General features: G+C 65.8%; 6 protein-coding genes. 4 read left to right on the top strand and 2 right to left on the bottom strand.

The annotated features are described in order from the left end of the window. The first annotated feature begins 2 nt into the window (after window positions 1–2). From A7A76_RS18310 to A7A76_RS18300, 3 genes are all read left to right on the top strand, one after another. Window positions 3–6,581, top strand: coding sequence for a DUF7507 domain-containing protein (locus A7A76_RS18310; RefSeq protein ID WP_206412551.1), 6,579 nt, complete (start codon window positions 3–5; stop codon window positions 6,579–6,581). Window positions 6,582–6,591: 10 nt separating this feature from the next. Further along, the gene (locus tag A7A76_RS18305; RefSeq protein WP_206412550.1) at window positions 6,592–10,395 is read left to right on the top strand and encodes a hypothetical protein; all 3,804 of its coding nucleotides are present in this window, start codon (window positions 6,592–6,594) and stop codon (window positions 10,393–10,395) included. 495 nt (window positions 10,396–10,890) lie between these two features. Next, window positions 10,891–11,112 carry an XAC0095 family protein gene (locus tag A7A76_RS18300; protein ID WP_206412549.1) on the top strand — a complete coding sequence of 74 codons (222 nt, stop codon included), beginning with the start codon at window positions 10,891–10,893 and terminating at the stop codon, window positions 11,110–11,112. Between the two features lie 631 nt (window positions 11,113–11,743). Here the strand turns inward: A7A76_RS18300 and A7A76_RS18295 are convergent. Both A7A76_RS18295 and A7A76_RS18290 read right to left on the bottom strand, forming a co-directional pair. Beyond that, window positions 11,744–12,202: an SMI1/KNR4 family protein gene (locus A7A76_RS18295; RefSeq protein WP_206412548.1), complete on the bottom strand. Its 459-nt coding sequence runs from the start codon at window positions 12,200–12,202 to the stop codon at window positions 11,744–11,746. Window positions 12,203–12,496: 294 nt separating this feature from the next. Beyond that, window positions 12,497–12,928: a hypothetical protein gene (locus tag A7A76_RS18290; protein ID WP_206412547.1), complete on the bottom strand. Its 432-nt coding sequence runs from the start codon at window positions 12,926–12,928 to the stop codon at window positions 12,497–12,499. 335 nt (window positions 12,929–13,263) lie between these two features. Between A7A76_RS18290 and A7A76_RS26065 the strand changes: the two genes are divergently transcribed. Then, window positions 13,264–13,554, top strand: coding sequence for a transposase (locus A7A76_RS26065; RefSeq protein ID WP_343225362.1), 291 nt, complete (start codon window positions 13,264–13,266; stop codon window positions 13,552–13,554). Window positions 13,555–13,766 lie beyond the last annotated feature (212 nt).

The following is a 13,766-nucleotide window of genomic DNA, read 5'->3' as shown; positions in this document are numbered from 1 at the left end:
CCGTGCGCGCGACCGGCAGCTACGCCAACACCGCGACCGCGACCTCGACCACCAGCGACCCGAACACCGCCAACAACACCGCGACCAGCACGCCGTCGCCGACCGCGTCGGCCGACCTGGCCGTGGTCAAGACCGCGTCGAGCGCGACCCCGACGGTCGGCACCAACGTCACCTTCACCATCGCGCTGAACAACAACGGCCCGTCCGATGCGGCCGCGGTGGTGGTCAACGATCCGCTGCCGAGCGGCTACACCTTCGTCTCGGCCACGCCGAGCGTGGGCACCTACGACAACGGCACCGGCGCCTGGACCGTCGGCGCGCTGGCCAACGGCGCCAGCGAGACCCTGCAGATCGTCGCCACCGTGCGCGCGACCGGCAGCTACGCCAACACCGCCACGGCGACCTCGACCACGGGCGACCCGGACAGCGCCAACAACAGCTCGACCAATACGCCGACGCCGGTGGCCTCGGCCGACCTGGCCGTGGTCAAGACCGCGTCCAACCCGACCCCGGTGGTCGGCACCAACGTGACCTTCACCATCGCGGTCAGCAACAACGGCCCGTCCGACGCCGCCGCGGTGGTGGTCAACGATCCGTTGCCGAGCGGCTACGCCTTCGTCTCGGCCACGCCGAGCGTGGGCGCCTACAACAACGGCACCGGCGCCTGGACCGTCGGCACCCTGGCCAACGGCGCCAGCGCCACGCTCGACATCACCGCGACGGTGCTGGCGACGGGCAACTACGCCAATACCGCCACGGCGACCTCGCCGACCGGCGATCCGACCCCGGGCAACAACACCTCGACCAACACGCCGACGCCGGTGGCCTCGGCCGACCTGGCGGTGACCAAGACCGCGTCGAGCGCGACCCCGACGGTGGGCACCAACATCACCTTCACCGTCACCGTCGCCAACAACGGCCCGTCCGCGGCCGCGGCGGTGGTGGTCAACGACCTGTTGCCGAACGGCTACACCTTCGTCTCGGCCACGCCGAGCGTGGGCGCCTACAACGCCGGCACCGGCGCCTGGACCGTCGGCGCGCTGGCCAACGGCGCCAGCGAAACCCTGACCGTCGTCGCCACCGTGCGCGCGACCGGCAACTACGCCAACACCGCGACCGCGACCTCGACCACCAGCGATCCGACCCCGGGCAACAACACCGCGACCAACACCCCGGTGCCGGTGGCCTCGGCCGACCTGGCCGTGGTCAAGACCGCGTCGAGCGCGACCCCGACGGTGGGCAGCAACATCACCTTCACCATCGTGGTCAGCAACAACGGCCCGTCCGACGCCGCCGGCGTGGCGGTCGACGATGCGCTGCCGAGCGGCTACGCGTTCGTCTCGGCCACCACCAGCACCGGCGCCTACAACAACGGCACCGGCGTGTGGACGGTCGGCGCGCTCGCCAACGGCGCCAGCGAAACCCTGACCGTCACCGCGACCGTGCTGGCGACGGGCAACTACGCCAACACCGCCACGGCGACCTCGACCACGGGCGACCCGACCCCGGGCAACAACACCTCGACCAATACGCCGACGCCGGTGGCCTCGGCCGATCTGGCTGTGACCAAGACCGCGTCGACCACGACGCCGACGGTGGGCACCAACATCACCTTCACCGTCACCGTCGCCAACAACGGCCCGTCCGCCGCCGCCGCGGTGGCGGTCGACGACCTGCTGCCGAGCGGCTACACCTTCGTCTCGGCCACGCCGAGCGTGGGCACCTACACCGCCGGCACCGGCGTGTGGGCGGTCGGCACCCTGGCCAACGGCGCCAACGCGACCCTGAGCGTCGTCGCGACGGTTCTGGCGACCGGCAACTACGCCAACACCGCCACCGCGACCTCGACCACGGGCGACCCGAACACCGCCAACAACACCGCGACCAGCACCCCGACGCCGGTGGCCTCGGCCGACCTGGCCGTGGTCAAGACCGCCTCGACCGCGACGCCGACGGTGGGCACCAACATCACCTTCACCATCGTGGTCAGCAACAACGGCCCGTCCGACGCCGCCGCGGTGGCGGTCGACGACGCGCTGCCGAGCGGCTACGCCTTCGTCTCGGCCAACGCCAGCACCGGTACCTACAACAACGGCACCGGCGTGTGGACCGTGGGCACGCTCGCCAACGGCGCCAGCGAAACCCTGACCGTCACCGCGACCGTGCTGGCGACGGGCAACTACGCCAACACCGCCACGGCGACCTCGACCACCGGCGACCCGACTCCGGGCAACAACACCTCGACCAGCACGCCGACGCCGGTGGCCTCGGCCGACCTGGCCGTGACCAAGACCGCCTCGACCGCGACGCCGACGGTGGGCAGCAACATCACCTTCACCGTCACCGTCGCCAACAACGGCCCGTCCGCCGCGGCCGCGGTGGCGGTCGACGACCTGCTGCCGAGCGGCTACACCTTCGTCTCGGCGACGCCGAGCGTGGGCACCTACAACAGCGGCACCGGCGTGTGGAGCGTCGGCGCCCTGGCCAACGGCGCCAACGCGACCCTGAGCGTCGTTGCGACGGTTCTGGCGACGGGCAATTACGCCAACACCGCCACCGCGACCTCGACCACCGGCGACCCGACCCCGGGCAACAACACCGCGACCAACACCCCGACCCCGGTGGCCTCGGCCGACCTGGCCGTGGTCAAGACCGCGTCGAACCCGAACCCGACGGTCGGCACCAACGTCACCTTCACCATCGTGGTCAGCAACAACGGTCCGTCCGCGGCCGACGCGGTGGTGGTCAACGATGCGCTGCCCAGCGGCTACACCTTCGTCTCGGCCAACCCGAGCGTGGGCACCTACAACGGCACCGCCTGGACCGTCGGCACGCTCGCCAACGGCGCCAGCGCCACGCTGACCGTCACCGCGACGGTGCTGGCGACCGGCAACTACGCCAACACCGCGACGGCGACCTCGACCACGGGCGACCCGACCCCGGGCAACAACAGCTCCACCAGCACGCCGTCGCCGGTGGCCTCGGCCGACCTCGCCGTCGTCAAGACCGTCGACAACGCCGCGCCGCCGGTCGGCAGCAACGTGACCTTCACCATCGAAGTCAGCAACGCCGGCCCGTCCGCGGCCGACGCGGTGGTGGTCAACGATCCGCTGCCCAACGGCTACGCCTTCGTCTCGGCCACGCCGAGCGTGGGCACCTACAACGGCACCGCCTGGACCGTGGGCAACCTGGCCGCGGGCGCCAACGCGACCCTGACCGTGGTCGCGCGCGTGCTGGAAACCGGCAGCTACGCCAACACCGCGACCGCGACCTCGCCGACCTCCGACCCGAACAGCGGCAACAACACCGCCACCTCGACGCCGGTGCCGACGCGCAACCCGCAGATGACCCTGGCCAAGGCCCAGACCAGCTACGCCGACAACGATTCCAGCGGCACCATCACCATCGGCGACGTGCTGACCTACACCTTGACCGCCACCAACACCGGCAACGTCACCCTGCACAACGTGGTCATCACCGACAGCAAAACCACGCCGTCGAGCTGGACCTGCCCGGACATGGCGCCGACCGGCCCGAGCGCGGTGTGCACCGTCACCGGCAACTACACCGTGGTCCAGGCCGACGCGGCCAGCGGCAACATCGTCAACAACGCCGGCGTGACCTCGACCGAGATCACCACGCCGGTGACCGCGACCACCACCACCCCGGTGCAGCGCCGTCCGATCGTGGCCAACAACGACGCCGGCACCGTCGCCAACGGCGCCGCCGGCGGCACCGCGGTGGCCAACGTGCTCAGCAACGACACCCTCAACGGCCAGCCGGCGACCACCGCCACGGTGACCATCAGCCAGGTCTCCACCTCCGATCCGAAGGTGACCCTGGATCCGGCCACCGGCGCGGTGCATGTCGCTCCGGGCACGCCGAAGGGCAGCTACACGGTCGAGTACCGGATCTGCGAAATCGCCGACCCGGCCAACTGCACCACCGCGACCGTCGCGGTGACCGTCGACGCCGCGCCGATCGACGCGGTCGACGACATCGTCGCCACGCCGGTCAACGGCGCCACCGGCGGCACCAACGTGGTCAACGTGCTCGGCAACGACACCCTGGGCGGCAGCGCGGTCAACCCGGCCGACGTCACCGTCAAGCCGAACAGCAACGGCCCGCTGACGGTCAAGGCCGACGGCCACGTCGATGTCGCGCCGAACACTCCGGCCGGCACCTACACCGTCACTTACCAGCTGTGCGAAGTGCTGAACCCGAGCAACTGCGACACCGCGACGGTCACCATCACCGTGTCGGCGCCGGCGATCACCGCCACCGACGACCCGGCCGGCGGCACCGGCACGACCCCGCAGAACACGCCGGTGAGCACCAACGTGATCGCCAACGACACGCTCAACGGCGCGCCGATCGATCCGAACCTGGTGACCATCACCGTCAGCACCGACCCGGCCAACGGCACCACCGTGGTCAACAGCGACGGCACCATCACCTACACGCCGCGCAACAACTTCAGCGGCGACGACGTCTACACCTACACGATCTGCGAGAAGCTCAACCCGACCAACTGCGCGACCGCCAAGGTCAACGTGACCGTGCAACCGAACAAGGTCACCGCCAACCCCGACACCGCGCAGACCAACCAGCAGACTCCGGTGACCATCAACGTGGTCGGCAACGACACCGTGACCGGCGCGCCGCTGGATCCGGCCTCGGTGACGGTCGTCGGCCAGCCGGCCAACGGCACCGTGACCTGCTCGGCGGGTTCGTGCACCTACACGCCGAAGCAGTTCTTCGCCGGCACCGACAGCTTCACCTACCGCGTCTGCGACACCTCCTCGCCGACGCCGGTGTGCGCCAACGCCACGGTGACCATCACCGTGATCGCCAACGCGCCGGTGCTGCGCCTGGTCAAGACCTCGGCGGTGCGCGAGGTCAAGATCGGCGACCTGGTCCGCTACAGCGTGTCGATCGAGAACGTCGGCGACTCGCCGGCGGTGAACGCCACCCTGCTCGACATCCCGCCGGCCGGCTTCACCTTCGTCGACAACTCGCTGACCGTGGACGACGACAACAGGAACGGCGTGGTGATCAGCGCCAACCCGCTGCGCATCGGCGGCATCGACGTGGCGATCGGCGGCAAGGCCACCGTGAGCTACTTCCTGCGCGTCGGCGCTGGCGTGGGCAAGGGCACGCACAAGAACCAGGTCGCCGGTTACGACGACAAGGGCACCAAGATCTCCAACGACGCCACCGCCGAAGTGACCATGGCCGGCGATCCGCTGCTGGAAGACAGCCTGCTGGTCGGCAGCGTGTTCGACGACCGCGACGGCGACGGCTGGCAGGATCCGGCCAAGGCCACCGGCGTGCGCGTGCAGGGCGGCTTCGCGCCGAACGCCTACGTCGCCGGTTCGACCACGGTCGATCGCGGCGAAGGCCCGGTCGCCGAGCCCGACGCGAGCGCGCCGATGCTGCACGGCATCGCCCTGGGCCGCATCGACGGCCGCGGTTCGGCGGCGATGCCGGCGCGCGAAGTGGTGGTGCGCCAGACCCTGAGCGAGCTGGCCTTCACCGACGACTTCGTGCTGACCACCGACGAAGGCACCACCGTGCGCATGGGCGCCGACGGCCGCAGCACGGTCGAACGCATCCGCGGCGACGCGGCCAAGGGGTTGACCGCGCAGGACCTGCAGGTCACGCGCCAGGTCAGCCAGGGCGCGGCCGGCTACGTCGTCTCCTACACGATCCGCAACAACGGCATCGATGAGCGCGGCATTCCGGGCGTGCGCATCGCATCGGTGGAAGGTCTGATCATGGAAACCGACGCCTACGGCCGTTACCACCTGGAAGGCATCGACGGCGGCAACGCCGCGCGCGGCCGCAACTTCATCCTCAAGGTCGATCCGGCCACGCTGCCGCCGGGCTCGGTGTTCACCACCGAAAACCCGCGCGTGCGCCGCATCACCCAGGGCATCCCGACCCGCTTCGACTTCGGCGTCAAGCTGCCGCCGGGCGAAGTCTCCGGGGCCAAGTCGGAGACCGACGTGGAGCTCGGCGAGGTGATGTTCGAAGCCGGCAGCGCCAAGGTGAAGGAGAGCTACGCGCCGATGTTCGGCCAGATCGCCTCTCGCCTGCGCGATGCCGGCGGCGGCAGCGTCACCGTCGCCGCGCAGGCCGATGAGGAGGCCCTGGCCTTCGCCCGCGCCCGCGCGGTGCAGGCCGAGCTGCTCAAGCAGATCGAAGGCGATCCGGCGCTGGCGAGCAAGGTCAAGGTGGACGTGGTCGCCGGTACCGACGCGACCCTGGTCAGCCTGGATCCTGCGATCCGCCTGGGCGAGGTGCTGTTCGACACCGACCAGGCCACGATCAAGCCGCAGTACCGCGCCCTCATCGGCGAAATCGCCAAGACGCTCAACCAGCAGGGCAGCGGTGCCATCGGCATCGTCGGCCGCGCCGACAAGCGCGGCGCGAGCGCCTACAACGTCCAGTTGGGACTGCGTCGCGCCAAGGCCGTGTTCGAAGCGATCGCGGCCGAACTCAAGCCCGAGGTAAGGCAGAAAGTGCGAGTGGATATCACCGACGACACCCAGGCGCCGGTCGGCGTGGGCAACCGCTGAGGACATGGCCATGAAGATCAAGATGAAGCTTCTGGACATGACGCTGATCGGCCTGCTGACCGGCGGCGTGTTCGCCGCCGGCGCCGCCGCCCCGGCCTACGCGCAAAAAACCGGCCAGCCCGGGCTGCCGCAGTCCAGCGGCGACGGCGGCCGCGGCGCCGCCCCGGTCGACCTGCGCTCGCTCGACAAGCCGGCGCCGGCGCGCGAAGCGCTGGTGCCCGACGTGCCGACCCGGTGCGAAGGCGACGAATGCCGCAGCGACGAAGGCCTGCTGTTCCGCGTGCGCACCCGCGGCGAGGACAAGCCGGTGGTGCAGGGCGACGACGCCGCCGCGTTGCAGGCCAACCGCCGCGTCGACGTGGTGCGCGAGAACGTCGCGCCGGGCTCGGCCAAGATCGCCGGCAAGTTCCAGATCGACCTGCCCAACGGCGGCGTGATCTGGGCCACCGAAGATCCCACCCTCGGCCCGCCGGTGCTCAACGTGCAGACCGGCTCGACCGCGCCGTTCGAGAACGGCCGCATCACCAAGCCGGTGCGCTTCCACGGCTACACCAACTACGCCTCGTTCATCGAGAAACTGCAGGTCACCGTCTACCGCGGCAGCGACACCGACCTGGTGACGCCGCTGGCGACCATCGACCTGCCGGTGGAGAACGTCTCCGAGCAGGAATGGGACGGCGCGTTGCCGGCCGGCCTGAACCTGCTCGCCGGCGACGAGCTGATCTACATCGCGCGCGCCTACGGCAAGAGCGGTGTGTTCGACGAGATCCAGCCGCAGCGCATCCAGTTGCTCAAGCCCGAAGAGTACGAGCGCGGCATCCAGATCCAGCGCGACCAGGTGCAAAAGAGCCTCGGCCAGCCGATCAACGAACGCAACGCCGAAGACCTGGCCGTCACCAGCTCGATCTACGGCACCAATGCGATCCGGCTGCAGAACATCCCGGTGTACGGCTCGCGCGTGCGCATCTACGGCCGCGACATCCCGCGCGACAGCCAGCTCACCATCAACGACCAGAGCTTCCCGATCGACCTGGAGCGCAAGTTCGCCGCCGAGTTCCTGGAGCCGATCGGCACCCACCACTACGCGGTCAAGATCAAGAGCCAGGGTGGGGCGGAGCTGGAGAAGGGCCTCGACGTCAACGTCACCGGCAAATACAGCTTCCTGGTCGCGCTGGCCGACGTCACCCTGTCCAAGAACAGCGTCAGCGGCAACATCGAACCGCTCGCCGCCGGCGACCGCGGCCGCTACGACGACAGCTTCATCAGCGAAGGCCGGCTGGCGTTCTATTTGAAGGGCAAGGTGCAGGGCAAGTACCTGATCACCGCCCAGGCCGACACCCGCGAGAACGAGATCAAGCGCCTGTTCAACGGCTTCTTCGACGCCGACGCGCAGGACATCTTCCGCCGCCTCGACCCCAACCTGTACTACCCGGTCTACGGCGACGATTCCAACACCTACCGCGACGTCGACACCCAGGGCAAGCTGTACCTGCGCGTGGACTGGGACCAGAACCAGGCGGTGTGGGGCAACTTCAACACCGGCATCACCGGCACCGAATACGCCCAGTACAACCGCTCGCTGTACGGCGCGGCGCTGGCCTGGCGCAGCCGCAACACCACCGTGCTCGGCGATCCGCGCAGCGAACTGCGAGTGTTCGGTTCCGAAGCGCAGAGCGCGCTGGGCCACACCGAATTCCTCGGCACCGGCAACAGCCTGTACATGCTGCGCCACACCGACATCCTGCCGGGTTCGGAGAAGGTGACCGTCGAAATCCGCGACGTCAGCACCGGCCGGGTCGAGTCGCGCGTCGACCTCGCCCGCGGCGCCGATTACGAAATCAACAACATGCAGGGCCGCATCCTGCTGACCCGCCCGCTGTCGCAGATCACCCGCGAGAACGTGCGCACGCTGACCCGCGACACCCCGCTGGACGGCTACACCCAGCGCCTGCTGGTGGATTACGAATACGTCCCGGCCGGTTTCCAGACCGACGACGTCAGCGCCGGCTTCCGCGGCAAGCAGTGGCTCGGCGATCACTTCGCCGTCGGCGGCACCTACGTCGACGAAAACCGCAGCGGCGACGACTACACCCTCAAGGGCGTGGACCTGACCCTGCAGGCCGGCCGCGGCACCTACCTGAAGCTGGAGAAGACCCGCACCGAATCGACCTCGGCGCCGCTGTGGTACTCCACCAACGGCGGTATCGACTTCACCCGCGTCAACCCGATCGACGGCCCGCGCAAGGGCGACGCCGACAAGATCGAAGCGCGCGCCAACTTTAAGGAACTGGGCTGGACCCAGCTCGACTGGAGCGCCGGCGCGTGGTGGCGCGACATCGATCCGGGCTTCTCGATCTCGCGCTACGACCAGGGCCAGGCGGTGCGCGAATACGGCGCCGAGTTCCTGGGCTATTTCACCGAGAACTTCAGCCTGTTCGGCCGCCACACCCGGCGCGAGAGCGGCGACCAGGCGCTCGAGCAGAGCCAGCTGACGATGGACTGGCGCATCACCAACGACGACCAGCTCGGCGCCGAACTGCGCCGCATCCGCGAAGAGCGCGGCGCGGGCTCGACTGTGCCGGACCTGGACGCGATGCTGTTCGCGATGCGCTACACCCACCGCATCGGCTCCAGCCTGGAGCTGTACGTCGCCGGCCAGTACACCGTCGACGACGACGGCGGCAAGTACAAGCGCAACGACCTGGGCACCATCGGCGCGCGCTACCTGTTCGGCGACCGCTCCAGCATCAACGCCGAATACAGCAACGGCAGCCGCGGCGACGCCGGCAAGCTCGACGCCGAGTACCGCCTGACCCCGGACCACACCATCTACGGCGGCTACACCTTCAGCACCGACCGCACCGAACGCGACCCGCTGTTCGACAACGTGCTGCAGACCGGCTGGACCATCGGCCAACGCTGGCGCCTCAACAACCAGACCAACCTCTACAACGAAAGCCAGTTCCTCAAGGACCCGCGCGACGCCAGCCAAGGCATCGCCCACACCTTCGGCATGGACTTCTATCCCGGCGAAGGCTGGAACCTGGGCTTCAGCGTGATGGACGGCGACCTCGACGCGGCCAGCGGCCACATCGACCGCCGCGCCTACAGCCTCAGCGGCGGCCGCACCGACCAACGCACCGACTGGTCGAGCAAGCTCGAATACCGCAAGGACAGCGGCGCCGAACGCCGCGAAGCCTGGACCACCGCGAACCGCCTGTTCTACAAGATCAACGAAGACTGGCGCATCGCCGCGCGCTTCCTGTACTCCGACATCAAGGACCAGATCGACGCCTCGCGCGGCGCCAAGACGGTCGAAGGCAACCTCGGCTTCGCCTACCGCCCGCACGACAACTCGCGCTGGGCCGCGTTCGGCAAGTACGTCTACCTGTACGACCTGGCCACGATCGGCCAGGAAGGCGGCAACCAATACGACCAGCGCTCGCAGGTGCTGTCGTTCGAAGGCATCTACCGCCTCGACGACAAGTGGGAACTGGCCGCCAAGGCCGCCAGCCGCTGGGGCGACTACCGCATGGGCCGCGGCGAAGGCCTGTGGCTCGACAGCCGCGCCGACTTGCTGGCCGGGCAGGTGCGCTACCACCTGATCGCCAAGTGGGACGCGATGGCGGAGTACCGCTGGCTGTCGGTGAAGGACGGCGGCGACCGGCGCGGTTGGCTGGTCGGGGTGGATCGGCAGTTGAGTCAGAACTTCAAGGTCGGGATTGGGTATAACTTCACCGACTTCAGCGATGACTTGACGGATCTGGAGTACGACAACAAGGGGTGGTTCCTCAACCTCGCTGGTTACTACTGACGGCAGGACGGCACCATCACCGAAACAGAAAGGGCGTCCGCGAGGACGCCCTTTTCTTTGTCGCAACCGCAAGCGCCGAGTAAGCCGCAGCTACCCCCTGTAGGAGCGGCGCAAGCCGCGACCACGAGCTAACAGATACGACGAAGCTCTCCAAGTTCCTCGCCTGACGCCAAGGCGCTTTTTTGCTGGGATGCATGCGCTGCTCGATGTTCTGAAATAGTCCCTGATGGGGTAGTTTTTTTGGCACAGGTTGCCTCCATTCGCTTCCGCTCGACCTTGTCGCAAGGGCTCTTGGCAAGCGACTGAAGATTGCTGTGGCTTTCGGCTTGATGTGCGTTTCATGCGCCAACGTTGCGCACAGTTCGAAAACGTTCCGCAAACGGCTGTTGACATGTGTTTTTGGGAGAAGCAGGCTTCGAGTCAGAGCCTAGAAACTCTTCACTTAGCGGTCCCCACCTCCGAAAGCGGTGGTTTCCTTATCTGGGAGCACCGCACATGTCTCGAAAGTCTGCGCTCGCAACGGATTACGTCCTGCTGCCGGTCAGCGCGTACCACGGCCTACAGGCGTTCCACACCGAACTGATCGGCATCGCCCGCGCCATCGACTCAACAGAAACCGACGACCCTGATCATTCACGCCGCCGCGCCCTGGCTCGAGTGTTCCGCCTCTGGGCCGACCAAGTCCACGGCAACCTCCAAACGATCCGCTCCGACTAAGCCCGTTCGCCGCCCAACGGTCGCCGTCCGGCCGGCGGCGACCTTAGGCTCCGCTGCAATCGCAAGTGTTTTTACCTTGCGCGCAAGCCTCAATGGCGCGAACGCAAGCGATCACCGGACGCGCGCAACCCCATCCGCCTTGAACGCAAGCCGCCGAGCCACGTCGCCGGCCCGCGCGATCCCGCCGCAAGCCCTGAACACCCGACCACAAGACTCAAAGCGTTGCGAGTGCGAGTCCTGTTGCGTCGCGACCGGGGCAAATCGCCTTGCGCGCGACACTTTATGAGCCAGCCGCAAGGGATTTAGCCTCGCGCGCGGCCCGCAAAGCCTTGTGATCGCAAGCCTAGAGCACTTGCGCACAAGTCCGCTGACTTGCGCGCGGGCTGCTGAGGTCTGCGCGCGAGGCTCACAGCTTCGCGCGTTAGCCGAATCGTGTTGCGGTTGGAATTCGGATGCTTGCGAATGCGTTAGGGTGCCTTGTGGCGCGGTCATCGCTGTCGCTATCCAAAGGCGCCGTGTCGGCACGCGTCCAGGCCTTCAGTATTTGAGCGCGACCAGCCGATGTTACTCGCAGCGCACTGATCGCTCTTAGGCCTGAGCGGTCGAAACCCTGCGATTAGAAATGGAATTCTCAGAAATATTTTTGTGCTTTCTGATAAGAATCAATCATTCTGGCGATGTAGGACGTGAACGACTCTTGGAGTTGAGTGCTTCCCTTCATAATTACCAGGCGATGGACGGGCGGATCGTTCGTGCCATCGCAAATCAAGTAGTCGTGCTGCCGCCCTTGATAGGAGCCGATTACGAGCGCATTCGGGGGGAGGTCAAACTCGAAACCCCGCACGTCCTCGTCGTTGTCGCTCAATATTTCCTGCAAATCCTGCTTCAGGTATTTGAGGGCGGGGTAGAAAAATTCCGCATCATCGCAAAGCAAGCCAGCGGATTCTCCACATTCCAGTAAAAAATCCCTGTAAGCCGACGGAACAACCACTCCTTGGGCGGCTTCAATCTCTGCAATTTGCTTGGGCGACAGTCCCTGAATAGGGAGGTGGCCCTCCAGGCCAGCGTCGATGATTCTCGCTCTGTACATTTGAGGGTATTCCTTTATCTGGTTCTGAATCTAGGAAAAGCAGGGTCATAGTGCAATTTTCCAATTCGTCTACGGTTTCAGCGTCAGCGTCGTCGGGTTCCGATCGATTTCGCGAAATGATTGAATGCCAACTGCGACGGCGAGCGGGGCCGGCGAAGAGCGGCCGGTCCCGCAAGATGCCTGCGTCCAATGAGGATAGGTTGGAAAGTGCACTCTGACCCTATTTTACTGTTTTCTTTTCTTAGAGGCTGCCCGACAACAGCGCCGCAGCGCAGCGCTGTCTATTCAAAGCGATTAATCGAAGTGAGGGAGGCTCTCTTGGTGTAGCCAGTCAATTCCCATCTCGGCAAGCTTCTTGAATACTGGTAGCTCTGCAATAATTCCGTGATCATTGTCAATGATGGTTTTTGTATTTACATCCAATGATGTTAGTAAATCGTTCGCTAGGGACGTGTTTGTATCTCTGCCTTCGATCAAGAAGGGTAGCGGCTTATCCATTTGAGCGGTAGCAATGGCCGCTTTTAGTATTTCATAATTTTCCTCGGGATAGTCATATCCTTCCGAATTGAAAGCCGAAACTGCTATCCAGCCGTCGCGAGGACCATTAGGGCTCTCAACCACGCTGCGTCCGTCTGCTTCTACGTTAGGGTTGCCGACTCTCTCGGCGATTTTTTCTGCGGTGAATAAATGATTCGCGGAATCAACAACGAGGACAAATGTGTACATTATTGGTTTCTCTTTGATCCGATATAATTAATAGTTTCATCTAGTTTTCTGAGTGCTCTAAATCCGTTGCTGGTCATGTTTTTAGTGGCAGTGTCCCCAAATTTGGAGCCGAATACGATGGCTTCAGCATTCGGTCCTATCAAGACAGGGGTCAGAGTGCATTCTCCCTAAGCTGTCGGCTTCGGATCGATTTGTCCGGTATTCCTGAACATGTGATCCAACGTGGTAACGACCGTCAGCCGTGCTTCTTCCAGTAGGTCGATTATGTCCGTTATCTGGGCGAGCTGAAAGAACTCTGCATACGTGTTGGTTGCGCGATCCATGCTTACGTGCTGATGACGAATCATGTGCATCTGCTCCTGATGCCGTCGCAAGCAGGGCAGGTGAGCGCGTTGATGCAAGCGTTGGGGCGTCGTTATGCACGGTATGCGAATTACCACTATCGCCGCACGGGCACGCTCTGGGAGGGGCGTTACAAATCTTGCCCGGTTGACAACGAAACGTATGCGCTGAGTTGCTATCGACACATCGAACTCAACCCGGTGCGTGCGGCCATGGTCGCCGCCCCCGGGGCTATCGATGGTCAAGTTTTAGATCGAATGCCGAAGGAGTACATGACGCATTGATCAGGCCGCATCCGTCCTACCTGGGATTGAGTCTGGACGACGACTCCCGGCGGAAGGTCTATCGCGAACTGTTGGAGAGTTCGATCCCTGCGGAGGAACTAGAGCTGATTCGTCTACGGCTTCAGCGCCAGCATGCGTTGGGCTCTGATCGATTTCGCGAAATGATTGAAAGCCAACTGCAGCGACGAGCGGGGCCGGCGAAGATCGGCCGG

Source organism: Lysobacter enzymogenes, assembly GCF_017168095.1.
Taxonomy (GTDB): Bacteria; Pseudomonadota; Gammaproteobacteria; order Xanthomonadales; family Xanthomonadaceae; genus Lysobacter; species Lysobacter enzymogenes_D.
Note: the sequence above shows the minus strand (reverse complement) of the source record. Positions and strands in the feature narration are given on the sequence as shown.

Excerpts from the sequence above, each read along its gene's own strand:
- A7A76_RS18300 (WP_206412549.1), top strand. The coding sequence starts at position 10,891 with ATGTCTCGAAAGTCTGCGCTCGCAACGGATTACGTCCTGCTGCCGGTC.
- A7A76_RS18295 (WP_206412548.1), bottom strand. The coding sequence starts at position 12,202 with ATGTACAGAGCGAGAATCATCGACGCTGGCCTGGAGGGCCACCTCCCT.
- A7A76_RS18290 (WP_206412547.1), bottom strand. The coding sequence starts at position 12,928 with ATGTACACATTTGTCCTCGTTGTTGATTCCGCGAATCATTTATTCACC.
- A7A76_RS18305 (WP_206412550.1), top strand. The coding sequence starts at position 6,592 with ATGAAGATCAAGATGAAGCTTCTGGACATGACGCTGATCGGCCTGCTG.
- A7A76_RS26065 (WP_343225362.1), top strand. The coding sequence starts at position 13,264 with ATGACGAATCATGTGCATCTGCTCCTGATGCCGTCGCAAGCAGGGCAG.